Annotated in this window: 29 protein-coding genes and 1 pseudogene; 11 read left to right on the top strand and 19 right to left on the bottom strand. The window is 56.9% G+C overall.

Going from position 1 to position 26,427, the window contains the following annotated elements; genetic code table 11:
* Positions 1-24 precede the first annotated feature (24 nt).
* Positions 25-1,197, top strand: coding sequence for a MalY/PatB family protein (locus AC2T28_RS20450; RefSeq protein ID WP_486750500.1), 1,173 nt, complete (start codon positions 25-27; stop codon positions 1,195-1,197).
* Positions 1,198-1,731: a L,D-transpeptidase family protein gene (locus AC2T28_RS20445; protein WP_486750499.1), complete on the top strand. Its 534-nt coding sequence runs from the start codon at positions 1,198-1,200 to the stop codon at positions 1,729-1,731.
* Here AC2T28_RS20445 and AC2T28_RS20440 read toward each other — a convergent pair whose 3' ends face one another.
* A complete protein-coding gene (locus AC2T28_RS20440; RefSeq protein WP_486750498.1) occupies positions 1,732-2,031 on the bottom strand; it encodes a hypothetical protein in 300 nt (99 codons plus the stop codon).
* A 480-nt stretch (positions 2,032-2,511) separates the two neighbouring features.
* Positions 2,512-2,868 (bottom strand): hypothetical protein, encoded by a 357-nt coding sequence (locus AC2T28_RS20435; RefSeq protein ID WP_486750497.1) that lies wholly within the window; start codon positions 2,866-2,868, stop codon positions 2,512-2,514.
* 221 nt (positions 2,869-3,089) lie between these two features.
* Between AC2T28_RS20435 and AC2T28_RS20430 the strand changes: the two genes are divergently transcribed.
* On the top strand, positions 3,090-4,064 hold the full coding sequence (locus tag AC2T28_RS20430; RefSeq protein WP_486750496.1) for a glutathione S-transferase family protein: 975 nt from the start codon (positions 3,090-3,092) through the stop codon (positions 4,062-4,064).
* 3 nt (positions 4,065-4,067) lie between these two features.
* On the opposite strand, the gene AC2T28_RS20425 is transcribed toward AC2T28_RS20430, so the two are convergent.
* Positions 4,068-4,430 carry a response regulator transcription factor gene (locus tag AC2T28_RS20425; protein WP_486750495.1) on the bottom strand — a complete coding sequence of 121 codons (363 nt, stop codon included), beginning with the start codon at positions 4,428-4,430 and terminating at the stop codon, positions 4,068-4,070.
* A gap of 179 nt (positions 4,431-4,609) precedes the next feature.
* Between AC2T28_RS20425 and AC2T28_RS20420 the strand changes: the two genes are divergently transcribed.
* The 3 genes from AC2T28_RS20420 to AC2T28_RS20410 are packed head-to-tail and all read left to right on the top strand — an operon-like array spanning position 4,610 to position 7,689.
* Positions 4,610-5,572, top strand: a complete 963-nt coding sequence (locus AC2T28_RS20420) for a threonine-phosphate decarboxylase (protein WP_486750494.1) — start codon at positions 4,610-4,612, stop codon at positions 5,570-5,572.
* The gene (gene cbiB, locus AC2T28_RS20415) at positions 5,569-6,480 is read left to right on the top strand and encodes an adenosylcobinamide-phosphate synthase CbiB (protein WP_486750553.1); all 912 of its coding nucleotides are present in this window, start codon (positions 5,569-5,571) and stop codon (positions 6,478-6,480) included. The genes AC2T28_RS20420 and cbiB overlap by 4 nt, the downstream gene beginning before the upstream one ends.
* 39 nt (positions 6,481-6,519) lie before the next feature.
* Positions 6,520-7,689 carry a lytic murein transglycosylase gene (locus tag AC2T28_RS20410; protein WP_486750493.1) on the top strand — a complete coding sequence of 390 codons (1,170 nt, stop codon included), beginning with the start codon at positions 6,520-6,522 and terminating at the stop codon, positions 7,687-7,689.
* A 39-nt stretch (positions 7,690-7,728) separates the two neighbouring features.
* Here the strand turns inward: AC2T28_RS20410 and AC2T28_RS20405 are convergent, their stop codons facing one another.
* The 4 genes from AC2T28_RS20405 to AC2T28_RS20390 all read right to left on the bottom strand — a co-directional run bounded on the left by AC2T28_RS20405 (position 7,729) and on the right by AC2T28_RS20390 (position 13,523).
* Positions 7,729-8,196, bottom strand: a complete 468-nt coding sequence (locus AC2T28_RS20405; RefSeq protein ID WP_486750492.1) for a YbjN domain-containing protein — start codon at positions 8,194-8,196, stop codon at positions 7,729-7,731.
* A 69-nt stretch (positions 8,197-8,265) separates the two neighbouring features.
* Positions 8,266-11,721 (bottom strand): chromosome segregation SMC family protein, encoded by a 3,456-nt coding sequence (locus tag AC2T28_RS20400; protein WP_486750491.1) that lies wholly within the window; start codon positions 11,719-11,721, stop codon positions 8,266-8,268.
* A gap of 128 nt (positions 11,722-11,849) precedes the next feature.
* Positions 11,850-12,248: a hypothetical protein gene (locus AC2T28_RS20395; protein ID WP_486750490.1), complete on the bottom strand. Its 399-nt coding sequence runs from the start codon at positions 12,246-12,248 to the stop codon at positions 11,850-11,852.
* Between the two features lie 69 nt (positions 12,249-12,317).
* A complete protein-coding gene (locus tag AC2T28_RS20390; RefSeq protein WP_486750489.1) occupies positions 12,318-13,523 on the bottom strand; it encodes an aminotransferase-like domain-containing protein in 1,206 nt (401 codons plus the stop codon).
* Between the two features lie 172 nt (positions 13,524-13,695).
* On the opposite strand from AC2T28_RS20390, the gene AC2T28_RS20385 reads away from it, so the two are divergent.
* Complete coding sequence (locus AC2T28_RS20385; RefSeq protein WP_486750488.1) at positions 13,696-14,478, top strand: FadR/GntR family transcriptional regulator; 783 nt, start codon at positions 13,696-13,698, stop codon at positions 14,476-14,478.
* Between the two features lie 123 nt (positions 14,479-14,601).
* The gene (locus AC2T28_RS20380; protein ID WP_486750487.1) at positions 14,602-15,489 is read left to right on the top strand and encodes a class I SAM-dependent methyltransferase; all 888 of its coding nucleotides are present in this window, start codon (positions 14,602-14,604) and stop codon (positions 15,487-15,489) included.
* Positions 15,490-15,674: 185 nt separating this feature from the next.
* On the opposite strand, the gene AC2T28_RS20375 is transcribed toward AC2T28_RS20380, so the two are convergent.
* From AC2T28_RS20375 to AC2T28_RS20360, 4 genes and pseudogenes are all read right to left on the bottom strand, one after another.
* Positions 15,675-16,085, bottom strand: coding sequence for an ACT domain-containing protein (locus AC2T28_RS20375; RefSeq protein ID WP_486750486.1), 411 nt, complete (start codon positions 16,083-16,085; stop codon positions 15,675-15,677).
* Positions 16,086-16,216: 131 nt separating this feature from the next.
* A pseudogene (locus tag AC2T28_RS20370) lies at positions 16,217-16,306 on the bottom strand (F0F1 ATP synthase subunit B); the annotation flags it as partial.
* A gap of 105 nt (positions 16,307-16,411) precedes the next feature.
* On the bottom strand, positions 16,412-17,428 hold the full coding sequence (locus AC2T28_RS20365) for an NAD-dependent epimerase/dehydratase family protein (protein WP_486750485.1): 1,017 nt from the start codon (positions 17,426-17,428) through the stop codon (positions 16,412-16,414).
* Between the two features lie 242 nt (positions 17,429-17,670).
* Entirely contained in the window at positions 17,671-17,841 is a 171-nt protein-coding gene (locus tag AC2T28_RS20360; RefSeq protein ID WP_486750484.1) for a hypothetical protein, read from the bottom strand.
* Positions 17,842-18,038: 197 nt separating this feature from the next.
* On the opposite strand from AC2T28_RS20360, the gene AC2T28_RS20355 reads away from it, so the two are divergent.
* Positions 18,039-19,595, top strand: a complete 1,557-nt coding sequence (locus AC2T28_RS20355) for a hypothetical protein (protein WP_486750483.1) — start codon at positions 18,039-18,041, stop codon at positions 19,593-19,595.
* An 84-nt stretch (positions 19,596-19,679) separates the two neighbouring features.
* Here the strand turns inward: AC2T28_RS20355 and AC2T28_RS20350 are convergent, their stop codons facing one another.
* The 6 genes from AC2T28_RS20350 to AC2T28_RS20325 form a co-directional block, all read right to left on the bottom strand.
* On the bottom strand, positions 19,680-20,240 hold the full coding sequence (locus tag AC2T28_RS20350; protein ID WP_486750482.1) for a F0F1 ATP synthase subunit B: 561 nt from the start codon (positions 20,238-20,240) through the stop codon (positions 19,680-19,682).
* 4 nt (positions 20,241-20,244) lie between these two features.
* The gene (locus AC2T28_RS20345; RefSeq protein ID WP_486750481.1) at positions 20,245-20,793 is read right to left on the bottom strand and encodes a F0F1 ATP synthase subunit B'; all 549 of its coding nucleotides are present in this window, start codon (positions 20,791-20,793) and stop codon (positions 20,245-20,247) included.
* 85 nt (positions 20,794-20,878) lie between these two features.
* Positions 20,879-21,115: a F0F1 ATP synthase subunit C gene (locus AC2T28_RS20340; protein WP_048599181.1), complete on the bottom strand. Its 237-nt coding sequence runs from the start codon at positions 21,113-21,115 to the stop codon at positions 20,879-20,881.
* 80 nt (positions 21,116-21,195) lie between these two features.
* On the bottom strand, positions 21,196-21,999 hold the full coding sequence (locus tag AC2T28_RS20335; RefSeq protein ID WP_486750480.1) for a F0F1 ATP synthase subunit A: 804 nt from the start codon (positions 21,997-21,999) through the stop codon (positions 21,196-21,198).
* Positions 21,999-22,361 carry an AtpZ/AtpI family protein gene (locus tag AC2T28_RS20330; protein ID WP_486750479.1) on the bottom strand — a complete coding sequence of 121 codons (363 nt, stop codon included), beginning with the start codon at positions 22,359-22,361 and terminating at the stop codon, positions 21,999-22,001. The genes AC2T28_RS20335 and AC2T28_RS20330 overlap by 1 nt, the downstream gene beginning before the upstream one ends.
* A 180-nt stretch (positions 22,362-22,541) precedes the next feature.
* A complete protein-coding gene (locus tag AC2T28_RS20325; protein WP_486750478.1) occupies positions 22,542-23,459 on the bottom strand; it encodes a DMT family transporter in 918 nt (305 codons plus the stop codon).
* 88 nt (positions 23,460-23,547) lie between these two features.
* On the opposite strand from AC2T28_RS20325, the gene AC2T28_RS20320 reads away from it, so the two are divergent.
* On the top strand, positions 23,548-23,883 hold the full coding sequence (locus AC2T28_RS20320) for an ArsR/SmtB family transcription factor (protein ID WP_486750477.1): 336 nt from the start codon (positions 23,548-23,550) through the stop codon (positions 23,881-23,883).
* Positions 23,884-23,885: 2 nt separating this feature from the next.
* On the opposite strand, the gene AC2T28_RS20315 is transcribed toward AC2T28_RS20320, so the two are convergent.
* Both AC2T28_RS20315 and AC2T28_RS20310 read right to left on the bottom strand, forming a co-directional pair.
* Positions 23,886-24,788: a DMT family transporter gene (locus AC2T28_RS20315; protein ID WP_486750476.1), complete on the bottom strand. Its 903-nt coding sequence runs from the start codon at positions 24,786-24,788 to the stop codon at positions 23,886-23,888.
* Complete coding sequence (locus tag AC2T28_RS20310) at positions 24,785-25,663, bottom strand: LysR family transcriptional regulator (protein WP_486750475.1); 879 nt, start codon at positions 25,661-25,663, stop codon at positions 24,785-24,787. The genes AC2T28_RS20315 and AC2T28_RS20310 overlap by 4 nt, the downstream gene beginning before the upstream one ends.
* A gap of 128 nt (positions 25,664-25,791) precedes the next feature.
* On the opposite strand from AC2T28_RS20310, the gene AC2T28_RS20305 reads away from it, so the two are divergent.
* Positions 25,792-26,373, top strand: coding sequence for an FMN-dependent NADH-azoreductase (locus AC2T28_RS20305; RefSeq protein WP_486750474.1), 582 nt, complete (start codon positions 25,792-25,794; stop codon positions 26,371-26,373).
* The last annotated feature ends 54 nt before the right edge of the window (positions 26,374-26,427 follow it).

The following is a 26,427-nucleotide window of genomic DNA, read 5'->3' as shown; positions in this document are numbered from 1 at the left end:
ACGCCAAGCAAAGGAGTGACTTGAATGAGTTTTGACGACCCTATCGACCGCCGTGGCACCAACAGCACCAAGTGGGACAAGATGGAGATGCTCTATGGCGTGTCCCCTGACGACGGCTTGGCAATGTGGACGGCAGATTCGGACTACGCCACCGCGCCCTGCGTGGTCGAGGCCATCCGCAAAGCAGCCGATCACGGCGTCTTTGGTTACTCATGGGAGCACCCAGACTATCTATCCGCAGTCCAGTGGTGGATGAAGACTCGCCACAACTGGGAGATCAGGCAAAACTGGATCCTGACATCCCAGGGCTTGGGCAACGCCATCGCCCTGTGTCTGGATGTCTGGAGCGAACCCGAAGACGGCGTGGTGACATTCTCACCCGTCTATCATGAGTTTGCCCACAAGATCGCCAAAACCGGGCGCAAGCTGACTGAATGCCCCCTCAAGCGTGAAGGTGACACCTATGTTCTGGATCTGGAGGACGCCCAAAGCCGTCTGACCGGCAAGGAAAAACTGCTGCTGTGGTGTTCGCCACAAAATCCATCAGGCCGCGTCTGGTCGCCCGAGGAACTGCGCGCGGTTGCAGAGTTTGCAACCCGCAACGATCTGATCCTTGTGGCCGACGAAATCCACCACGATCTGGTCTACCCCGGTAACACCTTTGTGCCGATGGATGTCGCCGCACCTGACGCTCGCAACCGGACGGTAACGCTGACCGCTTCGTCCAAGACCTTCAACATCGCCGGCCAACGTACCGGTAACATGATCATCCCCGACGACACCCTGCGCGCTGCGATGAAACATCGCCTGAACACCTTGGACTACGGCCCCGGCAGCCTGGCGGTCAACATGATCACCGCTGCCTATTCGCCTGAAGGCGCTGAATGGGTAGATGCGCAACTCGCCCACCTTGCAGGCAACCGAGAAATTTTCGACAAGGCGATCAATGCCATTCCCGGCCTGAAATCCCTGCCCCTGCAATCCACCTATCTGGCTTGGGTCGATTTTTCCGGCACCGGCATGACTCACGACGAAGTCGCCGCCCGCATCCGCGACGTTGCCAAAATCGCGGTGTCCCAGGGCCCAAGCTTTGGCGCAGGTGGTGAGACCTTCCAGCGCTTCAACCTCGCCACCCAGCGCAGCCGTGTTGTCGAGGCCTGCGAGCGTATGGCGCATGCGTTTGCAGACCTGCAGTAAGTGCTGCGCCTTCTAACAATACTACTCACGCTGATCACCCTGATCGGCGTGGGATGGCTGGTCTGGCAAAAATACGGCCCCCGGCCCGAGTCTCCACCTCTGGCCATTCCTGTTGATCGTATTGATCATATCCTCGTCGAGAAATCCGCCAAACTTCTTACTGCCAGTCGCAATGGTGCCGTCGTGATGCAAATCCCGATCAGCCTCGGCTTCACTCCAACCGGCGACAAGCAGCAAGAAGGCGACGGCAAAACACCCGAGGGCCTGTTCCACATAGACCGCCGCAACCCGCGCAGTTCATTTTATCTTTCACTGGGCCTTGATTATCCTAGGCCCGAAGACATCGCCCGCGCTCAGGCCCAAGATGTCGACCCCGGCAGCGATATCTTCATCCATGGCCAACCCAATGCACTGGGGCATTTCAAAACACTTAGCGGCGACTGGACAGACGGCTGCATCGCCGTCACCAACGTGCAAATGGCAAAGCTGTGGCGTCTTGTCCCCATAGGTACGCCCGTTGAAATCCGGCCCTAATTAAGGTCGTGACCGACGAACCAAAGGATCTTGGTGCAAAACAATCGCCAGACCCATGGCAATAAGCCCCGCGACCTTCTGCTCCGACGTTGTGTCTCTGACAATAACAAGCGAGAGCGCATAGCCCGCTATAACTCTCCCTTGCAGCATACGAAACACCAGAAAGGTCCAGAAATCGTTAGCGAGTACGCAGACCAGCGAAGCTGGCTGAACAAAGAAGTACGTGGCCACGACCAATACGATCAGATAATGGCCCGACAACAAGCTGGACCACTGCTGTAACAGCCAGATATCGCGCAATCACAAAGCTTATCGTCGTATACGTGTGTCTCCAGATCCGCTGCAATGTTGGAGAGCGACGGCAAGAACATGTTCAACGACAGGGTCGAAAGCGCCGTCAACAGGATCAACGTTACAAGTGCGGGCGGGGTCTGAGCTTTATACATTTGGTCTAATCTCTGTCTTGAAACAAAAAAGCCCCCGAACTTGGTTCAGGGGCGCATGGATACAGATATGGAAACCGCTATCGGACCATGCACCTCTCGGATACCACAACTAGGATGTTAGCCAGTTTCATTAGAATTCTCACTTTCCACAAAGGCTAGTCAGGATCCGACGGCTAGGCAATAGCTGCGTCAGCACAACAATACGCGCTGTCTTCTATTCCAGAGGTTAGAGAGCAAACTGAATATCCGCAGCGCAGGCCGTCCCGTTTGACAGCTTGCCAAATAGAAAAAGGCCCCGCAAACCGGAGCCTTTCTGGTCAATAACCTAAACGCATTATACGGTGTCATGCCCAATCAGGCCAACCGGTGCATCCGGCGCGCGGTAGAAATCCAATGGGGCCTTGTCCGCTGCAGCCGTGGATCGCTTGAAGTCATACCGCATTTCACCCGATTCGGCGTCCGCAGCAATGATCAGACACTGATACAGATGATTTGTACCATCATAGAGATCCACCAGCCCACGCAGTTTCGGCGTGATCCGCTCTTCAACGGCGAACCCGTCTTTCCACATCCGCAACACACGATACACGTCATCCCCGACGCGCACCCGTAGGCGGCTCGACTTTTTCAGCCCGGCCAAACGGGCGGCATCCAATCCATCTTGAACTTCTTTTGGCAGGTATGTCGACATATGGCTAACCCTTGCTTTGATGAGTCTAAGGGTGCCTTTAAAAAAGATAAAATCAAGTGAACTTTTTACGAAAATCCAATTCTCTGGCGTGACGCTTGGTCGCTGAGACCACATAGCAACAGCCCCCTGTGCGCGGATGCAGAGACTCTGCGCGCTCAGGCCAATAGGCCGCATATTCGTTTCGCTCTATCTTGCCTTAACACACCTAAAGGAGCTGCATGATGGGCCTGTTGATCGACGGAAAATGGCATGACCAATGGTACGATACCGAATCGACCGGTGGCGCCTTCAAACGCACCGAGTCGCAGTTTCGCAATTGGATTACATCCGACGGCAGCGCAGGAATTTCCGGTGGCGACGGGTTCAAAGCTGAAAGTGGCCGCTACCATCTTTATGTCTCGCTGGCCTGCCCCTGGGCTCATCGCACTTTGATCTTTCGCCAGCTCAAATCCCTGCAAAACCATATCAGCGTTTCGGTTGTGCATCCTGACATGCTGGACCAAGGCTGGACCTTTGAAACAGATGATCATGGTGCCACCGGCGACACCCTTTTCGGATCCACCCATGCCCATCAGATCTACACGCGTGCCGAACCCGAAATCACCACACGCGTCACTGTTCCAATCCTGTGGGACAAGCAGCGCGAAACCATTGTGTCCAACGAAAGCTCTGAAATCATCCGCATGATGAACTCTGCTTTTAATGACATCACCGGCAACACAGCTGACTACTGGCCCGAAGAGTTGCGTGAACCGATCGAGGCGGTCAACGCCCGCATCTACAGCACCCTGAATAACGGTGTCTACAAATGCGGTTTTGCCACCACGCAAGAGGCCTATGACGCTGCCGTTGTACCGCTGTTTGAAACAATGGACTGGCTCGAAGATCTACTGTCACAGCACCGCTACCTTCTGGGCGATCAAATCACCGAAGCAGATTGGCGGCTGTTCACCACATTGGCGCGGTTTGATTCCGTTTATCACACCCACTTCAAGTGCAACCGCAAGCGTCTGATCGACTACCCCAATCTCTGGGCCTATATGCGCGAGCTGTATCAATGGCCCGACGTGGCTGAAACAGTGGGCATGCATCACATCGTGCGCCACTATTACTACAGCCATGACAGCATCAATCCGCACCGGATCATTCCGATCAATCCAGAACTCGATTGGTATGCTCCGCATGGGCGCGGCTGAAACCTAGCGCATAGCTGCGTAATGCTCGACCATCGCCGCCAGATCCTCTGGCGGCGTTCCGCTTTGCACATAGGCGCAGGCGTTTGGACTGTGGGCAAAGATAGACCCATCGGAAAAGAAGCTGGTGTTGGTGACAAAGATCACCCGTGCCTCGGGCCGTCGATAACTGGCAAAATCCGCAACAGCCAAGGCGCTACCTTGTTCGATCACCAGATCCAGAACAATGATATCAAAGGTACTGTCATGTAACGCCGCAATAGCGGTCTCTTGACTCTGCACCAAAGTGACAACGCCGCCTTGACGCTCAAGGTGTCTTTTCCAAATTAGCCCAAGCTCAGGACTGCTCTCAACAATTAAAACATTCATTCACTAACCGGGCACACTCTTAAATCCGGTGCCTCTCCCCAACTCCGGTAACTGATCCAAAGTTGTTAGCAAATTCCGCTTGTTTCACCAAGTATAGTTGCTTCGTGAACTAAATTATCCCGTAGGCAATTGCCCGGCCATATAGTAACTGGCGTTAGTCCTTTTCCGGCAGGTGCAGCATGTCCCAACGAATCGATAAACTTCCGCAAACTCAACGGGATCACGGCGGTGGCTTGGATACCGCAATGGCGCTGTATGGTGGCACACGGTCCGAATGGTTGGATCTGTCAACGGGGATCAATCCGCTACCTTTCCCCGTAGCCGACTTTCAACCTCAGGTTTGGGGGGCACTGCCGGACCACAACGCGAGCCAGAAACTGATCGAATCCGCCCGATCTTTCTGGCGAATTCCAGATGGCGCAGCCGTATTGCCAGCTCCCGGCGCATCCGCTCTGATCGCCACCTTACCTGCCTTGAAGGCTCCGCACACAGTCGAGATCACGCCACCCACATACAACGAACACGCCGCCGGGTTTCAGGCTCATGGCTGGACCGTTACAGATCAAAGCCCAGCGCAGGCGCGGGTGCTGGTTCACCCCAACAACCCCGACGGTCGGTTGTGGAGCGAGCGGGACGTCACAGCCCCGTTCACCGTGATTGACGAAAGCTTTTGTGATATCTGCCCAGAGCAGAGCCTGATTTCGCTGGCCGATCGCACTGATGTTCTGGTGCTCAAAAGCTTTGGCAAATTCTGGGGGCTGGCTGGCCTGCGACTGGGTTTTGCAATCGGGCATCCTGACCTGATCTCCAGGTTGGCTACATGGCAGGGCCCATGGGCTGTATCTGGCCCCGCTCTGGAGATCGGAGCCCAGGCCTTGCAGGATCAAGACTGGGCTACCAGCACACGAACCCGCCTGACACAGGACGCTGCCCGACTAGACGAGCTTGTTCTGGCCAAGGGTGGCAGCTTGGTCGGAGGCACGCCGCTGTTCCGCCTTTACGAGGTCGATGACGCTGCCGTCTGGCACGACCGTCTTGCCCGTGCGCATATTCTCAGCCGCATCTTCCCCTATTCCAAAACCTATCTGCGCTTGGGCCTGCCGCTCGCAGATGGATGGGATCGGATCGAGGCCGCCCTATGACCACCGCCGCCATGCTGGTTGTGGCACTGCTGCTTGATGCGGCGCTAGGGGAGCCAAATTGGCTCTGGTCGCGCCTGCCACACCCGGCGGTACTGATGGGAAAAGTGGTCAAGTCCCTTGATCAGAGCCTGAACCAAGGCGCCTCCCTCCGAATCAAAGGTGGCATCTCTGTTGTCGCTCTAATCACCTTGGCCTTAGTGCTGGGGTTCCTGCTGTCTTTGATCGGCCCTGTCGTTGAAATTGCCTGCGCCGCCATCCTGATCGCACAGCGTTCTCTGGTCGATCACGTCAATGCTGTCGCCTCGGGTTTGCGCAGTTCCTTGGCTCAGGGCCGCGCTGCGGTCGCCATGATCGTCAGCCGCGACACCGCTACAATGACCGGCCCACAAGTCGCCCGCTCCGCCATTGAAAGCGGATCTGAAAACTTCTCAGACGGGGTCATCGCGCCCGCGTTCTGGTTTCTGATTGCTGGGCTACCGGGCTTGTTGGCCTATAAGATGATCAACACCGCCGACAGCATGATCGGCTATCGCAACGACCGCTACGAGGAGTTCGGCAAGGCCGCCGCCCGTATGGATGACCTGCTGAACCTGATCCCTGCCCGGCTCACTGGTCTGCTCATCGCACTGACCAGCGGCCAACTGCGCAACTGGCGCGCCATCATCCAAGACGCCCGGCAACATCGCTCCCCCAATGCCGGCTGGCCCGAGGCCGCAATGTCGCGCGCCATCGGTGTGGCGCTGGCCGGGCCCCGCTCCTACGACGGTGAAATGCGCGACTTTCCTTGGGTGAATGATGCTCGAAACAAGGCCAGCAGCGCCCATGACATTGACCACTGCACCACCAAACTCTGGCAAGTCTGGGCTGTGGCGCTCGCCATAACGGTTGCCTTGGCCCTGATGTTCTAGCTAACAAGGGGCAACTTTACATAACGGATTGCCAGTTTTATGCGCCTATTGCCCCTTGCCCTTGCCGCCAGCCTATTGCCCGCCACCGTCTTTGCCCAATGCGGCGGTAGTTTCTCGGGGTTCGTAAAAGACCTAAGGGCCGAGGCCATTTCTGCTGGCCACGACCGCTCCACGACCAAAGCGTTTTTCAAAGGTGTGCAGCAAGACCCCAAAGTTCTGCGCGCTGACCGGGCACAGGGCGTTTTCCAGAAACCCTTTATCGAATTTACCCGCCACCTAATTTCGCAAAACCGGGTGGACCGTGGACGGTCTATGGCCAAGAAATACAACAGCACCTTTGATCGGATCGAAAGCACCTATGGCATCGACCGCAGTGTTTTGTTGGCCTTCTGGGCCTTTGAAACCGACTATGGATCGTTCCAAGGCAACTTCAACACCCTGAACGCCCTGGTGACCCTGTCACACGATTGCCGTCGGCCCGAGCTGTTCCGCCCCCAAATTTTTTCCGCGCTCAAACTCTATGAACAGGGTGATTTCGACCCACGCAATACCACTGGTGCCTGGGCGGGTGAGATTGGCATGGTGCAAATGCTGCCGGGCGATATTCTTGAGAATGGTGTCGATGGAGATGGTGACGGCAAGGTTAGCCTGAAAACCTCGGCCCCGGATGCGCTGATGTCAGGCGGCAAGATGCTGTCTCATCTCGGCTGGACCCCCAACCAGCCCTGGCTGCAAGAAGTTACAATTCCCAAAGGCCTGGATCTGACCAAAACCGGCCCCTCACAGAAAAATACGGTCTCTAACTGGGCGCAAATGGGCGTTCAACCCCGCTCAGGCTCGCTTGCCGATGGCAATCTGCAAGCATCGCTATTGCTGCCACAGGGGCACAAAGGTCCGGCCTTCCTCGCCTACCCCAACTTCGACGTCTATTTTGAATGGAACCAAAGCTTCACCTATGTGCTGACGGCCGCCTATTTCGCTACCCGGCTCGAAGGTGCGAATGTCTATAAGGCAGGCAAACCCGATCAGGGCCTGAGCGGTGCGCAGATGAAGCAGCTGCAGAAAAAGTTACAGGCGCGCGGCCATGATGTTGGCAAGGTTGATGGCATTTTGGGTTCTAAGACACGTATCGCCGTTCAAAAGGAACAGCAGCGCCTGGGCCTGCCGGCTGATGCTTGGCCAACACCCGCCTTACTGAACAAACTCTGACAAGATAGTGGCGGGGGAGCGATCCCCCGCCCAATCAAATCACCACTCGATAAAAGTTTCGAATTCGGTTTGTGCAGAGACCCATTTGCTAACCATGGCTGCAAAATCGTCCGCATCCATGCCTGTGTTGCCCAAATACAGATCGTGTTCGATCCGGGCCGATCCCCCGTCAGAAATATAGCCACGCGAATAGCGGTTTTCTGCATTCCAGTCGTTTATCTTGGCCTTACGCACACGTCCGTTAGTTTGATAGCCCGAGAAAAACTGAACGGACTTACAGTTTGCGTTGTCGCTACACCCATAGAAGTAGAGCGTGAAATCGGTGCCGTAATAGCTGACATTCAGCTCCGGATCGCCGGTGTTATCCACTGTACTTTCGACATCCGCACCTTCTTCCACAAAAAACTGCACGATACTGTCCGGATTGCTCGCAATCACCATTTCGGCAGAAGCCAGAGAGGGCAGTGAAATAGCGGCAGATGCCGCCAATAAAGCAATTTTGTTCATAGGTATTTCCTCTTATTTCGAATTCTTTGCAAATCCAGTCGCCGCTTATTCTACAAGATTTTTTGCTACTTAAGCCACCATTGCTTCGGCTTTTTTCAGGTCTACCGAAACAAGCTGGCTGACCCCTTGTTCCTGCATTGTAACACCAAACAGTCGATCCATGCGCGCCATGGTCACCGCATGGTGCGTGATGATCAGGAACCGGGTGTCGGTCTGGCGGCACATCTCGTCCAGCAGGTCACAGAACCGGGTCACATTGGCATCATCCAGCGGCGCGTCGACCTCGTCCAGCACACAAATCGGTGCTGGGTTGGCCAGGAACACCGCAAAGATCAGCGCCAACGCGGTCAGCGTTTGCTCACCGCCCGACAACAGCGACAGGGTCGACAGTTTCTTGCCAGGCGGCTGGCACATGATTTCCAGCCCCGCATCCAGCGGGTCGTCGCTTTCAACCATCACCAGGCTGGCTTCACCACCGCCGAACAGATGTCGGAACAAGGATGAGAAGCTGCCGTTGACCTGTTCAAAGGCGGTCAGCAGGCGTTCACGCCCTTCGCGGTTGAGGCTGGCAATCCCGTTACGCAGGGTCTTGATTGCCTCTTCCAGATCCGCCTTCTCGCTAACCAGTGTCGTGTGTTCTTCATTGATCTCGCGCGCGTCTTCCTCGGCGCGCAGGTTCACCGCGCCAAGGGCATCGCGCTGTCGCTTGTGCCGGTTGACCTCATTTTCCAACGTCTCGGCGTCGGGCATGTCGTCGGAATCAGAATCCAGCTGCTCCAGCAATTGTTGCGGCGTCAGCTGCTGCTCTTCCTCAATACGCTCCGCCGCGTGCAAAACAGTCTCGCGCGCGGCTTCACTCAGGGCTTCAGCACGGGCACGGGCTTCGCGGGCCTCCGATGCCAGACGCTCGGCTTCGCGCTCGGTCTGCACCTTGTCCCGCAGCATCGTTTCAGCCCCAACCAGCGCATCACTGGCCACCGCCTTGCGCGCCTCGGCGTCTTCGATCGACTCGGTCAGTTCCTCGCGCGTTTCGGCAATTTCAAACGGCAGCGCATTGGCCTCTTCCAGCTCTTCTTGCGACGCTTCGCGCCGTTCCGCCAATTCCGCAATCCGCCGGTCGGCACTATCCAACCGATGTTTCCAGCCACTGATTTCCTTGGTCACTTGCTGCGACCGCTTGGTCCGGGCCTCGCCCTCGCGACGCAACTCGTCATAAGAAGACCGGTGGGTCATCATGGTAATCCGGGCTGCTTCTACCGCCTGTTTGACATCCTCAACCCCGGCACGCGCGGTCTCCAGATCACCCAGTTCCTCCACCGCTTCCCGGGCCTCGCACAGCTGTTCCTGCGCCGCCTCTGCGTCCTCGTCATGACGCGCCACCGCAATGCCCAGTGTTTCTAGCTTACCCTCAGCCAGGTTCCTGTTGGCCTCGGCTCGGCTCAAGGCACGGGCATTGTCAGCCACCCGCTGATCCGCCGCACGCCGCGCCTGACGCGCGTCTTGGTCAGCCTGCGCCAATTGCTGCAACTTGCGCACCAGCAACTCATGTGCGGCCCGCGCCCCGTCCGCACGAGAGCCAACCCGCTCCAGATCCTGCTTCAGGGCCTCCAGCCGGTTCAGCTGCTCCAAACGCAATGCCGCCGTGCTGGGCGCATCTTCAGCCCAGGCGCGGAAGCCATCCCAGCGCCACAGATCGCCTTCGAGTGAAACCAACCGCTGCCCTGGCTGCAACTGAGCCTGAAGGCGCGAACCGGTATCTCCGTCAACCAACCCAATCTGAGCAATCCTTCGCCCCAAAGCTTCGGGTCCCGACACATGCCGTGCCAGTGGCATTGCCCCCTCGGGCATCGGCAGATCCCGCGCATAGGCTGGCAGGTCGACCCAGCCGGTGGGGCCATCAGCATCCACCAAGGGCACCCGCAGGTCATCCGCCAGCGCCGCGCCCAGCGCCTTCTCATAGCCCGGTTCCACATGCAGTTCGTCCAGCACCTGGCCGCCCTCGGCAGTGTCACGCTCCACCAACTTGGCCAGCGCCGTCACCTCGGCGCGCAGCGCGCCCATCTCTCCCTCGGCCTCGGACCGCAGTGCTCGGGCATCAGATTCCCGCGCCTGTGTCTCACTGCGCATCTCATCTGTGGCAGCCAGCGCCTCTTCGGCCAGATCTGCAGCCTCACGGGCCTCTTCCTCGGCCTCCACCGCAGCTTCAAACTCCGCCTCAGCCCGCCCCAAGGCCACTTTTGCCTCGGCCACGGCAGCCCTTGCAGTATCGCCTTCCCCCGTCGCCCGCAACAGGGCGCGGTTGTAATCTTCAACCAAGCGCTGCGCCGACTGATGCCGGGCCGCAAGGCGCGCCACGTCTTCGGTCAACTGCGCCAAATGGTCTTCGTGACCTTCCAGAATGCCCGAAGCCTCGCGTGAGTGTTCAGACGCTTGGCTCAATCGTTCGTCATACCCTTCACTCGCCTTGGCCAGTTCGCGGGCTTCCCATTCAAGCTGTTCAATCGTCTCGCCGGCATCGCGGTTTAGCCCGCTTTCGCGGTCGATATCCCGCCCCAGCTGCAACACACGGTTACTAAGGGTCTCAATCGCTTGGCGCGCCTTCGCCTCTTGGTCGGACAACGCATCGCGCTGCACCACCAGCCGCTGCAAAACCGCCGCAGCAATGGCTTCCTCTTCGCGCAAGGGAGGCAGCTTGCTCTCGGCCTCGGCCCGTTGTTCTGTGGACATCCGCGCCATCGCTTCGGCCTTGACCGCCTGCATCACCCGCGTGCGATCTTCCTCTTCAGCGCTTAGCCGAACATCATCCGCCTCGCGCCAACGGCGGTACAGCAACATGCCTTCGGCCCGGCGCAATTGCTCGCCAATGTCCCGATACCGCTGCGCTTGACGGGCTTGTCTCGCCAATTGCGACAGTTGCGCTGCCAGCTGCTCTACGACGTCATCCACACGTAGCAGGTTGGCCTCAGCCCCCTTCAACTTCAGCTCAGCCTCATGCCGCCGCTGATACAGGCCCGAAATCCCCGCCGCTTCCTCCAGTATGCGCCGCCGCGCTTTGGGCTTGGCGTTGATCAACACCGCAATCTGCCCCTGGCTCACCAGCGCCGGACTGTGCGCCCCGGTGGACGCATCGGCAAACAGCATCTGCACATCGCGTGCGCGCACATCCTTGGTATTGGCCTTGTAGGCACTGCCCACGTCGCGGGTAATCCGCCGCACAATTTCCAGCTGATCACTTTCATTGAATCCCGATGGCGCTAGCCGCTCGGTGTTATCGATCTGCAGGCTCACTTCGGCAAAATTGCGCGCGCCTCGCGAATTGGCACCGGCAAAGATCACGTCCTCCATGCCACCGCCACGCATCGACTTGGGTCGGTTCTCGCCCATCACCCAGCGCAAGGCTTCCAAAAGGTTGGATTTTCCACAGCCATTTGGCCCGACAACGCCGGTCAAACCATCCGAAATAATCAGGTCGGTCGGGTCTACAAAACTTTTGAAGCCCGTTAGTCTGAGTTTGGAAAAGCGCAAAACCGCCCCTTATGATTCCGTCTGACGGAAATCTGAGCGGTTCCAATCACCTGAGTCAACAATACAGCCACCAAACCCGGCATTTGAGGGCCGCTAATCCACCATATGTTGCGAATTTCACCGCTTTTTCAGGCATCGGGCGCACATTGATAGGTCGAATAGGCCCCTTTGCGCCCTTGTTGCAACCACTGCTGCACATCCTGACAGTCGTATCTAGGTTTTACGGTAGTTTCACGGGAACGCTCACACTCCAAAACACCCGTCATCACCGCTTGGTCCCCCAGCACACCCGACACACGGCAGCCACTCACTTGCTCCATGGCCAAGCCTGCCTGTGCCCGTAACGGTCCCAACCTTGGTGCATATTGCGCATTTATTCGCACCGCCTCGGCCAGATTTCCCCGCACCCTGACGTCAAAGCTGCTAACGTCCACAACAACGCGCAGCGGCTCAACACCCCGAAAGTGGCGGCTCTCATTGGCGCATCCAGCCAACAGGACAAAACTCAAAAACACACAAAGACGCATAACAAGATCCTTCACCTACAGGATCTCGCGCCTTGGTTAACAAATCCTTCCCGTCATGCACCATTATGCCTATCGCAACACCTTCGCCAACCGGCGCACGCCCTCAACGATTTCGTCAGTATCATTCAAAGAGAAGCTGAGCCGGATGGTGTTTGCACCACTCCCATCCGCAAAGAACGCGCTGCCGGGCACAAAGGCCACGCCAACCGTTTCCACCGCTTGCGCCAACAACGCAGCACCATCCAGTCCCGCCGGCAGGGTGATCCAGACAAACATACCGCCCTCGGGCCGGGTCCAGGTCACGCCCACGGGCATGTGCTCTTGCAATGCAGCCAACATCACATCCCGCCTCTGCCGATACGCACTGCGCACCGTTTCAACATGGCTGTCAAAGATGCCCAAGGCCACATCATGCACCGCAATCTGGTTCAGGCTTGGCGTATGCAGGTCCGCCGCCTGCTTGATCAACACCATCTGCGAAATCACCGGCTTGGCCGCAACAACCCAGCCCACCCGCAAACCCGGTGACAGTGTTTTCGAAAATGACCCACAGTAAATCGTCCGACAGTGTTCAATCGATCCCTTCTGGGCAATCTCGGTGGCCAAAACGGGCTGCACTGGCTCGCCATCATACCGCAACGATTGATAGGCGGCATCTTCGATCACCGCACAACCCAACTCGTCCCCCAGTGCCAGCAGGTCTTCGCGCCCCTGCTGCCCCAGCGTCTCACCCGTCGGGTTGGCGAAATCCGCCGAAAGATAGGCAAACTTCACCGAGCTGTCATCCGCCTTGGCCCCTTCGGCATAGCTGGCTGCTGTCCGGTTACCACTCACATTCAACTGGTCATAACGCGGTTCATAGGCATTGAACGCCGCCAGCGCGCCCAGATAGGTCGGATAGCCCACCAGCGCCGTATCCCCGGGCGACAGGAACAGCTTGCCCAGATAATCCAGCGCTTGCTGCGACCCTGACGTGATCAGCACATTGTCAGCATCACAAGGCACGCCAATCTTGGCCATTTCCCCCACGATCCACTCCCGCAGCGGCAGATACCCTTCGCTCACCGAATACTGCAACGACTGCGCCTGTTGATCAGGCCCCAACCCACGGGCGAAAGCCTCGGCAAAGGCTTCAGCCGGAAACAGCGCCGGATCGGGAATGCCGCCCGCAAAGGAAATCAGTCCTGGCTTGTCCAACAGTTTCAGCAGCTCTCGAATTTCCGAGGCCGTCATCCGCGATGCGCGGCTGGCAAAGTTCTCTGGTAGGGACGACATGCTGGCTCCTGTTCTCTGGCTAGACCTTCGACGCTAAGCAATGCCAAATAAAAGTCAACAATACTGACCTAATGTTTCAACATCGTGATCGCGCGCGCAACATTCGTTCCCTTGCAGCCCCCGCCCCCTCGTGGTCAAATGAATTGACCAATTCGAGACTACGAGCCGCAAGATGCCCTTTCAAAAAGTCCAGCCCGAGAAAATTTCTGCCTCTGTTGTGCGTCAGATCGAGCAGCTAATCCTGCGCGGCATCCTCTCCCCCGGTGAACGCCTGCCTTCTGAGCGCGAGCTGGCCGAACGGCTCGGCGTCTCGCGCCCGTCACTGCGCGACGCCATATCGGAACTGCAAGACCGTGGCTTACTCGCGTCCCGTGCCGGGTCTGGCGTGTTTGTGGCCGATGTCCTTGGCTCGGCCTTCTCTCCCGCGCTGATCCAACTGTTTGCCAGCCACCACGAGGCGGTGTTCGACTACCTCTCCTTCCGCCGCGATATGGAGGGCCTTGCCGCCGAACGTGCTGCCCGTCTGGGGTCAGACTATGACCTGCAAGTGATCCAGGCCTGTTTCGACAAGATGGAGGCCACCCATACCCCGTCGCCCTCGCCCACCATGTCCGAAGAAGACGCCAATCTGGACGCCCAGTTTCATTCCGCCATCATCGACGCCAGCCACAACGTGGTGATGCTGCACATGATGCGCTCTATGTTCGACCTGCTGCGCGAAGGCGTGTTCTACAATCGCAAGATCATGTTCCACCAGCACACCTCGCGCAGTGTTTTGCTGGAACAACACCGCGCCATCAACGCCGCCCTACAGGCCCGCGACCCCATCGCTGCCCGCGCTGCGGTTGAAACCCATCTGGACTATGTCCAACAGGCGCTGAGTGACCACCAAAAAGCCGAAGCCAACGCCGCCGTCGCGCAACTACGGCTTCAACATGAGGCTGAGAAGGGGTGAGGTGACCGCGAGCCACTGCGCCTTTTCAATCGCCTATTTTCGAGGACGTCGTTTTCACGTTGCTATCGCCCCGAGCCTTGCTTTGCTTGAACTTAAGTCCACCTCAAGCTTGGGAGATGCAAAATGCCGGACAACCAAGCACAAGCAGATTACTGGAACTCCGAAAGCGGACTTAAATGGATAGAGTTCAAAAAGGAACTCGATCTCATTTTCGGAGCTGTTGACCGGAAGCTACTAGAATTGTCAGATCCAGTACCGGGTGAACGGGTTCTGGATATTGGTTGCGGTACAGGCGCTACGACCAGGGAGTTTTCGAAACACATTGGCCCCAATGGAACATGTAGTGCAGTTGATATTTCGTCGCCGTTGATCGACCATGCACTGGGCCAATCGAGCCAATCCACGTCTGAGATTCTGTATCATTTGGCCGATGCTCAAAGTGACGAAATTCCCGGCGGACCATTTGATCTCGTTTTTTCAAGATTTGGTTCAATGTTCTTTGCTAATCCAATAGCGGCATTCAACAATATCCGGCAAAGCATGAAGCAAGACGGACGCATTGTTCTTGCGGCTTGGGCTAAAGCAAAGGGGAACCTTTGGTTTGAGGTCCCTCAAAAAGGTGCCGAGGTAAGACTTGGACCACTGGATCAATCTGACCCAAATACACCTGGCCCCCTTGGATTTCAGAACAAGGCCTTTGTTGTAAGTATCCTTAAGAAGGCCGGTTTCGATAGTATTACAAGTGAAACCATTAGCGTGGACTTGGTTCACCCCGGCCCGGTTGAACGAGTCGCAGCACTGGCATCGAACATTGGTCCAGCGGCAAGGGTTATAAAGAAATACAAAGGGACCACTACAGATATAGATGAAATTGCCAGATACGTCACAGCCAGATATCAAAAATTCATGGATGAAACAGGTGTTCGCATCCCAGCGAATCTAAACTTCTTCAGAGCAAGAAACCCACCCAAACCCGGTCCGAAAAAGGAAGAACCATCAGAGCTGCTCTAGTCTCAGAACATACCGACAAAACACCATTCAAGAAAAATGACTCAGGCTCAGGCCCGGGTCTCTAAAATTTCCAAGCGTTCCGAAAGCAGTTTAGTGCAGCTTGGCGTCCACATCTGCGATGGACGCGTCGATCAGCTTGAAGGCTGCGGTCACAGTCACATTCCTGAGGGCCCCACCCCCCTCTATCAACACCCCTCATTCTGCAATCTGACCAACACCTGCATCGCCTGCTCGCTCTTTTCAGCGGGCACAAATACATGGTCATGGTGATAGGCTGCCACCATGTTGCAGGGGATGCCGTGTTCTCCCAACGCAGTGGAAACCGCCGCGGTCAAACCAACGCCCTGCAACGACGAATAAACGTTCAGCGTGATACAGCACATTTGGTCCTCAATACTGATCCCAGCCTCTGCGGCCTCCTCCACGGGCAGGATCAGCGAGAAACCTTCCCGCTCTTTGAAAACAGAGAGTGCCAGCGGTATTAATGCGTCAGGGCTCTCACCATCAGGAGACGTCGCAAAGACAAAGCAGCCAGGGTGAAGTTCCGGGGTCATATTGGAAATCATGTCTGACTTGGTTTCTGCAATGGCACTCATGAACACCTCCCTAAAATAACAAACCGAACCCTAAAATCAGTGTAGGGTGTGTGCTTGCACGCACCACCCCCAAAACAAAAGACCCAAGCCAAGGCTCGGGTCTCTTTGATCTCGTCACTGTGGCGCGCAGCTTAGTGCAGCTTGGCGTCCACGTCTGTGATAGCCGCGTCGATCAGCTTGTTGGCTTTGGTCGCGGTTGTCTGCTTGGCGACAACCTGATCCACTGTCATCGCTGTAAACTGAGGCTGCAACACGAGCCAGAGAAACGATGATCGGCTGTGCGTATCAATTTCCCTACACTACAGCCCGCACTTCAGACGACTGGCCTATTGCCACTCCAGTAGTTGGGCTTCTTGCTCTGCACTCATTCCGCCCTTAAGCGGAACGTCCCGTCGAGACCTGTCCCAATCGACCAGCGGCTTCAACGTTTCGCCAATCGGTCGACATACAAGACCTGCTGCTTGCGCCTTATCCGTGCTCACCTCCATAAAGTGCCGAAAATCGGGGCCGGATGGTGTCATCATCGGAATGTCGACCCATGGGATAATCCCTGCCTCTATGATCGCTGTTTCAGGCACCCAAACTGCTTCGGCAGCCGACCCGGTCGCCTCACCAATCGCAGCAATCACATCCGCAAATGGCTGCGGTTTTCCGGTCACGTTCCAAACACCCGCAAGCCCATCTTCTGCGCATCGAACAGCAAATCTTGCCACGTCTCTGACGTCGATCATTTGAACAGGCCGACTGCGTGGTGCCGGGGCAGGAAACTCACCTTGGGATTCGTCGATCCGCCGTACCCACCAAGTGAGCCTGTCGGTATAGTCACCCGCACCGACCAGAAGCCCAACGCGCAGCGATGTCGCACGGTCTCCAAGACTGCGCTGAGCTTCCATTTCACAGGCACGCTTCAACGGACCATACGACGCCCCGTAGGCATATGCTGAGGAGCGTTCTTCTGCGGGAAGATCGGCAGCGATTGCATAGTCCTCATCCGTTGCGACTGGCACCTCATCAGTCTCGTTAATACCGTATTTTGCAAACGTCCCATAAGCCGAGATAGAGGATATCAAACAGTATCGTCCGACACCCTCGCCAATCATGCTTAAGAGCAATTGAACAGCGTCGGGAGAGTAGGCACAGGTATCAAAAACCCAATCAAAGTTCCGCTCCCTAAGCACTTCCAGTGATCCATGCCGGTCCGCTTGTATCACGTCGACCTGTGGGTGAGACAACCGAGATGTGCTGCCGCGCGACAAAATTGCGACCGAGTGCCCGCCCTCAACAAGTGCATCCGCAATCGCACCACCAAGAAACCCGGTTCCTCCAACCACAAGACATCGCATCTGAATCACTCCCCAAAACTTCTCAAATCTCTCCGGCATCTCAAATAACAAACCAGACATCTATGCCAGTGTAGGGTGTGTGCTTGCACGCACCACCCAAAAAGCAAAAGACCCAAGCCAGGGCCCAGGTCTCTTTAATCGTATCAGATTGGCCCGCAGTTCAGGCGTCCAAGTCTTTGATGGCCACGGCGATCTGCCTGTTGGCAGGAAGGCAAGACCAAGTCCCGCCCTCCCACAGTCGCTTAAGGCAGCGTCAGGATCAGATGCACCAGCGCGGTCAGCACCGCACAGACACGCGGTGACCGACCAAAGGCGGACCACAGCGCCAAAACGGCAAACACTGTGTTCAAGCCCGTGTCTTGCGCCAGCAGTGTGCCAGCCCAATCAATCAATAGTTGCAAGTACCACATCATAGGATAATCTCCTTTTATGCGGCGAGGCCCCGCCTGGGTTTCAGACGTTGTCCGGACACTAGAATTATGGAGGATGGAAGGCTGAGGCGCAGTCGCTCAAAGATGACTTCAAAAGCAACAAATCGCCTTATCTTTCCTTGGATTGACAGAACTTGCCTAAAATTGCCCCGGACATTCTAAAAGACTTCGGCAGAGCCGTGAAACGCGCCCGTACCCTCAAGGGATGGGACCAGCCGACCTTGGGCGGAAAGATCGAACCACCCGTCGGACCCTCCTTCATTTCCAAGGTCGAGAAGGGTCGCAAAGAAGCGCTGGATGCCCGCACCGTGGGGCGGTTCCGCATTGCGCTCGACCTTGATGAATCTTGGATCGATAAATTTCTCGACGCCGAAGACGCTGCCGAAAGTCTTGAAACCAAGTCCGAACGGGACGCCGATCTTGTCATTGATCGCCTGCGTCGCGAGGGCAAGGCAGAGGGCACCTCGGATGACTTGCTGATCCAACTGGCCAACAACTTCACCGAAGGCGACCACAAGGATCGCGAGACCGCCTATCGCAGTGTCGAAGCCGCCTTGGAAAGATTGAAGGCCAGCGAGCATATCGCCCTACTGGCAGGCAATGCTGACGCACAGTTCGCTGCGCTGATGAAAGAGGTCGATGATCTGAACAACGAGGGCGAGTTTGATCAGGCGCATGATGTGCTTGCTCGGCAAGCCGTGTGGTTGCGTGAAGAAAAAGACCGACTGGCGCGCTTATCACAGCTACAGTTAGAAAAAGAGCTCAGCCAAGATCGCCTGCGCAACCGCTCAGATCTGGCCGCTGAGAGGATCGTCGGAAACCTACTTGAATTCCCGCAAGGCAAGCTGTTTTGGGCCGTGGATGCCAAGGCCAATTATTGGAGAGAAGAAGGCGATAGGGTCGGGGATATTTTTGCCTTGCAAGTTGCGCTGGCGCTGGCAGAGGGCAATTATGCTAGGGTAAAGACCAAAAAGCCCTTGGCCGCAAGCGCGCTCCGAACCCTTGGCTGGTGTCATTTACGTTTGGCGGAGCGAGCCACTGGGGTTAGGCATCTTAACGAAGCCCGGCGCGCCCTAGAAGCGGCTGTTAAGAAAACCAGCAGGGTAAAAGAGCCAGAGAATTGGTCCGCCCGTCAAAGTAGCCTCGGCTCGGCTTTACGAGAAATGGGCGAACGTCAGAAAGACACGGCACAGTTGGAGCAAGCGGTGGCCGCCCATCACGCTGCGCTGAGGGTTCGCAAGCAGACGAATTCAGCCAGTCTAAAGGACATGTGGAACAACTTAGGCACAGCACTTCGAGCACTGGGCGAGCTGACCAAAGACGCAGACATACTGAGCAAGGCAGAAGAGGCATTCATTGAAGCCCTTGACCTTAAAAACAAAGAAACCGATCCGCTCGACTGGGAAACGTCCCAAAGCAACCTGGCTCTTGCTCAGCGTTGGTTGGGCGCGTTAACCAGCGACCCGGACAAACTGCAAGAGGCCCGCGATGGCTATGCCGCCTGCGAGGATATGGACTTTAAAAAGGACGCTCCGTTCGAGTGGGCGCGGCTCCAATGGAACATCGCCGATTTGGCCCTGGCACGCTATCAGCTTGATCCCGATCCGGCCCTGCTGGCCGAGACTCGAGCGTATGTAACCCGCGCGCGTGCCTTTTTTGTGGATGGCTCAGACTATCAAACAGAACGCTGTGATGAACTCGTGGCCCAGATCGACGCGGCCGAGGCTGGTTCATAGTGTCAGCACACACCACCACCCAAAAAACAAAAGACCCAGGCCAATAGCCCGGGTCTCTTTAATCTCGTCACTGTAGCGCACAGATTAGTGCAGCTTGGCGTCCACGTCTGTGATAGCCGCGTCGATCAGCTTGTTGGCTTCGGTTGCGGTCATCTGCTTGGCGATAACCTGATCCGCTGCCGCAATGGCAATGGTGATTGCCTGATCGCGAACGTCCTTGACCGCAGCATCTTTGGCCGAGGTGATCTGATCTTCGGCAGCGGCCAGACGGCGCGCAATCGAAGTTTCCAGATCAGCCTTGGCCTGATCAGCCGCAGCAGAGGCATCGTCACGGGCGGCCGCAACGATGCGGTCTGCCTGTTCCTGAACCTCTTTGTGCTTACGCTCATAAGACGCCAGAAGGGTCTGGGCCTCTTCACGCAGAGCACGGGCTTCGTCCAGTTCGGACTGAATGCCTTTGGCCCGGTTGTCCAACTGACCACCCAGCATGCTAGGCACTTTGACCAGCAGCAGGATGCCAACAAACAGCAGGAACGCCAGCCACACAACAAAGTTGGTGTTGGCCATCGAAAAGAACGGTCCCGATGCAGCCAGCGCCGGGCTCGCAGCGCCAAATGTCAGGGCAAGAGCGATTACATTACGCATGATCTTATCCTTTCATCCGGTTGGAAACAGCCGCAGCGATTGCCTTGGCGTCAGCTTTGCCGCCCAGAGCAGCCACAACTTCTGCCGCAGTGTCGTTGGCAACAGCAGTGATGCTGTCCAGCGCGCCTGCTTTGATTTCTGCAATGGCTTTCTCAGACACAGCCGCCTTGGCCGCAATGTCCACATCCGCCTGAGCAATCGCTTCGTCCAGACCGGCCTGAATTTCGGCACGGGTTTCAGCAGCGATACGCTGAGCTTCGGCACGGGCATCCGCCAGCGCCTTGTTATAGATGTTTTCAGCCTCAACCGCCTTGGCTTTGAGATCCTCAGCCGCTGCGATGTCATTGGTGATAGTCCCCTGACGCTCGGCCAGAACTGCCGCAATACGGGGCAGCGCAACGCGCGACAGGATAAGGTAGATCACGACAAGCGTGACCGCGAGCCAGAAAATCTGGTTCCCAAAAGTAGAGAAGTCCAGCTGCGGCATCGAAGATCCGCCATCGTGGGCGGCCTCGGCTGCACCGTGACTAGCCTCTTGCGTAGTAGATGCCATGTCGTCCTCCAAAGGAACTTGCCGTTACATCGGGCAGTATGATGGTCACACTGCCCGACCGTAAGGATTTAGGTTCCGAAGAGTCTTAGACAGCGAACATCAGCAGCAGAGCAACCAGGAACGAGAAGATGCCCAGGGCTTCTGCAAAGGCGATGCCGATGAACAGAGTAGCAGTTTGGCCAGCAGCGGCCGAAGGGTTGCGCAGTGCGCCTGCCAGGAAGTTACCAGCTACGTGGCCAACACCGATTGCGGCTGCGCCGGAACCGATTGCTGCCAGGCCTGCGCCGATGAACTGACCCATTTGTGCGATATCGCCTTCCATGTGTATTCTCCTTACGATGGAATTAGTGATTTAGGTTCAAGTGAACGGAATGCTCACCCGGTAAACTTTCAGATCCTGCCTTAGTGGCTCGGGTGCAGTGCATCCTTCAGGTACACACAAGTCAGGATGGTGAAGACATAGGCCTGGATAAAGGCCACCAGGACCTCCAGGGCGTAAACTGCGGTGATCGCAAAGATCGGCAGGAAGCTGAACAAACCCAATGCGCCAGCAAAGCCTGCGAACACTTTCAGAACTGCGTGGCCCGCCATGATGTTGCCGCCCAAACGAATGGAGTGGCTCACGGGGCGCACAAAGTACGAGATCAGCTCGATGACGGCCAGGATCGGGCGCAGGGCCAGAGGGGCGCTGGACACCCAGAATAGACCCAGGAAGCTAGCGCCGTTTTTGACAAAACCAACGATGGTCACGGTCAGGAACACCAGCATCGCCAGAACTGCGGTGACTGCGATGTGCGACGTTGTTGCAAAACTCTGTGGGATCAGACCCAGAGCGTTGGACATCACGATGAACATGAACAGGGTCATGATATATGGGAAGAACTTGATGGCGTCCTTGCCAGCAACATCTTCAACCATCTTGTAAACAAAACCATAGGCCAGTTCAGCAATCGACTGACCGCGTGAAGGAACGATTGCGCGGCGCGACGACCCCATCACCATCAGTGCAAATACGGCGGCTACAGCCAGCAGCAACCACAGGGTGGCGTTTGTTGGGGTGTACCAGGAAATCTCACCGTGACCGAACAGCGGCTGAACAACGAATTGCTCCATTGGGTGAATTTGCAGGCCAGCTTCCTGTGGCGCGAAAATCAGGCCGGAAACAACGGCCAGTGCCAAAGCCACGTAAAAGAAAATCTTGCCCATCAGTCCGCTTCTCCTGTCGCCGGGGGGTCGCCCCGGTCTTTCGCATTTTTTTCGGCCTGTTCGGCCATTGTCTTTTCCTGGATCTCCTGCGCGCTGCGAAGCATTGTCTTCACCCCGGCCGCAAGACCCAGCATTATAAACAGCACCATGAAGATCGGGAGTGTCCCGAACAGGCTATCCAGCCCATATCCGATGCCAAAGCCGATCCCAAGACCGGCTACTAATTCTATCACCATCCGCCAGGCCATATTGGCCATCGAGTAGTGTTCATCCGCGCGCGGCTTGGGCTCTTGTGCCTTACGCGCCGCTGCCAGCTTGTCCTCCAGCTGCGCCATACGCTGCTTTTGGTCGTCATCTGTCACGGCGCCATCCTCACGCGAAATCTGTCTGTGGTGCTAAGGGCGTAGGAGCGCAGAGTCAATTAATCAATTGCTAGCGACGCGATTTCATCAAGCCGTTGTTATATTGTGTGTTTTTAGCAAAAAGAAACACGGGCGCGCACCGCAAACCGCTACGTGCGCGCCAAAATGGAGGTAAATCCGTTATTCAACCGTTGGGTTGATTTTGCTTTCTACAGGGGTTGGTCGCAATGCGCGCGCAATGCGGCCATCGATCAACAGTAGCCCCGCCAAGATCGCCGCCATGCCAATCAAATGTGCGGGCAGCAAAGTTTCACCCAAAATCCAGCTTCCCAGAATTAGGGCTGAAATCGGCGCAATAAATGTAACCATGGTGATATTGGTTGGCCCCACTCTGGGCAATGCCCAGTAGAACAGGATGAAGGCCGCCGAGGTTAAGATAAACCCGATAACAGCCAGCGAGGCCCAAGTCTCCACCTTAGTGATCACCGGCACCCCTTCGCTCCACAGTGTCAACGGTATGATCGCAATCGTTGCCCCTGTCAGGGCCAAGGCAACCAGCACAACCGGTTCCATATCACGAAAGGCGCGCGCCAGATTGACCGAGAATGCATAGCAAAGAGGCGCACATAGAGTCAGCAACACAGCCCAGAGCGCCGAAGTCTGACCAGATTGCAGTACAGGAAGCGACAAGACCACAATGCCGCCAATGCCGCAGAGCACGCCGAATGACTTAAGCACGGTGGCGCGCTCGCCGCCGGGCCAGAAATGGGAGACTATAACGGCAAATGCAGGGGTAATTGCGTTGATAATACCTGCAACTCCACTGGCGATATGCTGCTGGCCCAGCGCGTAAAAGGCAAAGGGCGCGGCATAGCTCAGCACGCCAAATCCCAGCAACGCCACCGCACGGCGCAAAGTGATCTTTACCGGTTTTCGCGCAGCCAGTACATAGATCCAGCAGCCCAGCGCACCCAGCCCAACCCGGCCCATCGATACCGACAATGGACCAAGTTCGCGCAGCAGTATGGCGTTGAACATGAACGACATGCCCCAGCCGATGCCCAAAACAAAAATCACCGCCCAATATTTGAGTGCCATTGCGCCTACCCCTCGTGCCGCTTTGCGCCCTTATGACCGCAGACCCGTGGGATTGTCGATCCAGAACTTGCGGTTTAGGTAGGGCTGTATGAGCGATCACCTAGATACCGTTTTTGCCGCACTGGCCGACCCCACTCGACGGGCAATTCTGACCATGTTGTTAGAAGACGATATGGCAGTGACAGATGTGGCCGAGCCGTTCGAGATTTCCCTGGCCGCGATTTCCAAACATCTGATGATCCTTGGCCGGGCCGGACTGATTGCGCAGGAAAAACGTGGCCGGGTGAAATGGTGCAAGCTGCAACCCGACGCCATGCGCAACGCCAGTATCTGGATGCAGGGGTTTGGCCAGTTTGAACCGGTTCACCTAGATGCGTTCGAGCGGTTTCTGGCGGCCGAGCTACCGGATACCGCGCAAGATTAAGATCAGGCTTTAACCTGCTTAGTCTTTGTATGATCCTCAAGTAACATCACAAGTGCGATCACTGTCATCACAATCCCCACCAGAACCATTCCCGCCGGGGCAGAACGCCCCTGTGCAATTTCCCAAATGATAACCCAACTAGGGGTCAGATAGGTATAGGCCATCACCTTGGCCGACGGCAGATACAGTGTGGCAAACTGCAATAACACAAAAGTGGCTGAGCTGGCGCAGATCGCCAGATAGCCAAGCCCGATCCAGACAATCCCCGGCAGGTTCATCCAATCCGTGGCCCGAATTTCTGACCAACCAAACACCAACAGGATTGCCCCCCCTGCCACCAGCATACCAAATGTAAACACCACCGGCGGTTCACCCCGGTTCAGCTTGCGCACCATTGGCGTATAGACTGCATGCGCCACGCAGCCCCAGAAATAGATCGCCTCGCCTTTGCCCAGCTGAAACGCACCAAGCGCCGCCCAGTCTGCGTCAAATATCACCCACAGGGCCCCGGCCCCACCGATGGCCAGCGCCAGCGCCATACGCGGCGTGGTGACCTGACGCAGCAGGAACCAGCCCGCGATGGCGCTTAACACTGGCGTCAGAGTGAACACCGCCGCCGCGCTAACCGGCGCAGCGGTCTTGAGCCCATAGAACATCAATACAAAATAAGCTGCAAACATGCCGCCCAGCAGCACATATCGCCACGGCGCGCGGAATTGTTCCACCCGTAACCCGTGGGTGACGCTGGCCACCGTGCCAATCACCATGGCCGCAATGACAAACCGGGCTGCATTCAACGCTGCGGGTGTGATCTCGTTGGCAATCATCGATCCCAGCGAAAACGACCCCGCCACCAGCGCCGAAAACGCCAGCATCGCCAAATGCCCCCGCATTACATTGCTCATTTACACCAATCCTTGGCGTGATCTTTCAGGAAGGTCAGAAAGCTCTGCACTTTGGTGGTGCGATGCAGGTCCACATGGGTCACCAGCCACAATCGGCCCTCCCATTCCGACAGATGGTCCATCATTTGCACCAAATTCGGATGGCGGTCGGCTTCCCAGACAGACATAAAGCCGATCCCCGCTCCGGCCAGCACCGCCTCTTGCATGGTCACGCTATTCGTACACCGAAATGCGATGGCTTCGTCCGACGCATGCTCGCGCAGCCAGCGGGAAAACGGCGCGCGCGAGTTTTCATCGTCGCTGCCAATGAATTTGTGATTGTCAAAATCATCCAACCCTTTCAGTGGGCCGTACTGATCCACATAAGCCTGCGTGGCATAGAGCCCGATCCGTTGCGGCATAAAGGGCTGCACCACATTGTCAGGCTGATCCGGCGCCGATCCAGCCCGGATGGCCACATGTGCCTCTCCGTATTCCAACCGGAACAAACGATCCCCTGTCAGATAGCGGATGATCAAACCGGGATGCAGGTCCTGGAATTCTTTGAGTACCGGCACCAACAGGGGCGCAAAAGACGCCAGCGAAGTCACCACCAGCTCCCCCGAGACATCATCTCCCTGCCCCTTGAGCCGCCCTACCAGCTGGCTGAACTGATCATCGGTGGCCTGCGCTACACGCAGCAGATCCGTGCCTGCCTCGGTGGCCGTGTAACCGCGCGCATGGCGTTGGAACAGTTTCACTCCCAGCCGCGCTTCAATAGCGTCGATATGGCGAATGACCGTAGCATGGTGCACGCCCAGAACCTCAGCAGCGCCACTGACAGTACCCATTCGGGCCACTTGATACGCAGTGCGAACTTCGTCCCAATTTTCCATTCCAGCGCTCCCTCTTCACATCTTTGAATGTGCAAATACGCACAATTTGTGTGAGATATCCGGCATTGCGTTCAAATTTGCAATAGTCCATTTCTGTACTCAACAAACCAATACACAGGACCAGCGACATGACCAAGACCGTACTCCACATCGACTCCTCTGCCCGCACCCAGGGCTCAACCTCGCGCGATCTCACCGCCAAGATCGTAGACCGCCTTGGCGCTGATCAGGTGATCCGCCGCGATCTGGCAGCGCCCCTTCCTCAGCTGAGCGGCGATTGGATCGGCGCCAACTTCACACCTGCCGATGACCGCAACGCTGATCAGCGGGATCTGCTAGCGCAATCCGACCAACTGGTCGCCGAGTTGCAAGAGGCTGATACCGTGGTGATTGGCGTGCCAATCTACAACTTCGCCGTCCCCTCCAGCCTCAAAGCCTGGATTGATCTGGTTGCCCGCGTTGGCGTGACCTTCTCCTACTCCGAAACCGGTCCCAAGGGCCTGCTCGAAGGCAAGCGCGCCATCATCGCCGTGGCCTCGGGCGGCACTCAAGTGGGATCAGACATCGACTTTGCCACCGGATACCTGCGCCATGTGCTTGGCTTCATCGGCATCACCGATGTTGAGTTCGTTGCCGCCGACGCATTGATGGCCGATGCCGATGCCGCCCTGACACGCGCCAACACCGCGATTGACGCCCTGGCGGCCTAAACCGCCACCTGCCGCCGGTCAGCCCTTGGTCGGCGGCACCCCACTTGCACCCAG

Source organism: Parasedimentitalea nitratireducens (assembly GCF_057444295.1).
Note: the sequence above shows the minus strand (reverse complement) of the source record. Positions and strands in the feature narration are given on the sequence as shown.

Excerpts from the sequence above, each read along its gene's own strand:
- AC2T28_RS20450 (WP_486750500.1), top strand. The coding sequence starts at position 25 with ATGAGTTTTGACGACCCTATCGACCGCCGTGGCACCAACAGCACCAAG.
- AC2T28_RS20435 (WP_486750497.1), bottom strand. The coding sequence starts at position 2,868 with ATGTCGACATACCTGCCAAAAGAAGTTCAAGATGGATTGGATGCCGCC.
- AC2T28_RS20430 (WP_486750496.1), top strand. The coding sequence starts at position 3,090 with ATGGGCCTGTTGATCGACGGAAAATGGCATGACCAATGGTACGATACC.
- AC2T28_RS20425 (WP_486750495.1), bottom strand. The coding sequence starts at position 4,430 with ATGAATGTTTTAATTGTTGAGAGCAGTCCTGAGCTTGGGCTAATTTGG.
- AC2T28_RS20420 (WP_486750494.1), top strand. The coding sequence starts at position 4,610 with ATGTCCCAACGAATCGATAAACTTCCGCAAACTCAACGGGATCACGGC.
- cbiB (WP_486750553.1), top strand. The coding sequence starts at position 5,569 with ATGACCACCGCCGCCATGCTGGTTGTGGCACTGCTGCTTGATGCGGCG.
- AC2T28_RS20410 (WP_486750493.1), top strand. The coding sequence starts at position 6,520 with ATGCGCCTATTGCCCCTTGCCCTTGCCGCCAGCCTATTGCCCGCCACC.
- AC2T28_RS20405 (WP_486750492.1), bottom strand. The coding sequence starts at position 8,196 with ATGAACAAAATTGCTTTATTGGCGGCATCTGCCGCTATTTCACTGCCC.
- AC2T28_RS20395 (WP_486750490.1), bottom strand. The coding sequence starts at position 12,248 with ATGCGTCTTTGTGTGTTTTTGAGTTTTGTCCTGTTGGCTGGATGCGCC.
- AC2T28_RS20390 (WP_486750489.1), bottom strand. The coding sequence starts at position 13,523 with ATGTCGTCCCTACCAGAGAACTTTGCCAGCCGCGCATCGCGGATGACG.
- AC2T28_RS20385 (WP_486750488.1), top strand. The coding sequence starts at position 13,696 with ATGCCCTTTCAAAAAGTCCAGCCCGAGAAAATTTCTGCCTCTGTTGTG.
- AC2T28_RS20380 (WP_486750487.1), top strand. The coding sequence starts at position 14,602 with ATGCCGGACAACCAAGCACAAGCAGATTACTGGAACTCCGAAAGCGGA.
- AC2T28_RS20375 (WP_486750486.1), bottom strand. The coding sequence starts at position 16,085 with ATGAGTGCCATTGCAGAAACCAAGTCAGACATGATTTCCAATATGACC.
- AC2T28_RS20365 (WP_486750485.1), bottom strand. The coding sequence starts at position 17,428 with ATGCGATGTCTTGTGGTTGGAGGAACCGGGTTTCTTGGTGGTGCGATT.
- AC2T28_RS20360 (WP_486750484.1), bottom strand. The coding sequence starts at position 17,841 with ATGATGTGGTACTTGCAACTATTGATTGATTGGGCTGGCACACTGCTG.
- AC2T28_RS20350 (WP_486750482.1), bottom strand. The coding sequence starts at position 20,240 with ATGCGTAATGTAATCGCTCTTGCCCTGACATTTGGCGCTGCGAGCCCG.
- AC2T28_RS20345 (WP_486750481.1), bottom strand. The coding sequence starts at position 20,793 with ATGGCATCTACTACGCAAGAGGCTAGTCACGGTGCAGCCGAGGCCGCC.
- AC2T28_RS20340 (WP_048599181.1), bottom strand. The coding sequence starts at position 21,115 with ATGGAAGGCGATATCGCACAAATGGGTCAGTTCATCGGCGCAGGCCTG.
- AC2T28_RS20335 (WP_486750480.1), bottom strand. The coding sequence starts at position 21,999 with ATGGGCAAGATTTTCTTTTACGTGGCTTTGGCACTGGCCGTTGTTTCC.
- AC2T28_RS20325 (WP_486750478.1), bottom strand. The coding sequence starts at position 23,459 with ATGGCACTCAAATATTGGGCGGTGATTTTTGTTTTGGGCATCGGCTGG.
- AC2T28_RS20320 (WP_486750477.1), top strand. The coding sequence starts at position 23,548 with ATGAGCGATCACCTAGATACCGTTTTTGCCGCACTGGCCGACCCCACT.
- AC2T28_RS20315 (WP_486750476.1), bottom strand. The coding sequence starts at position 24,788 with ATGAGCAATGTAATGCGGGGGCATTTGGCGATGCTGGCGTTTTCGGCG.
- AC2T28_RS20310 (WP_486750475.1), bottom strand. The coding sequence starts at position 25,663 with ATGGAAAATTGGGACGAAGTTCGCACTGCGTATCAAGTGGCCCGAATG.
- AC2T28_RS20305 (WP_486750474.1), top strand. The coding sequence starts at position 25,792 with ATGACCAAGACCGTACTCCACATCGACTCCTCTGCCCGCACCCAGGGC.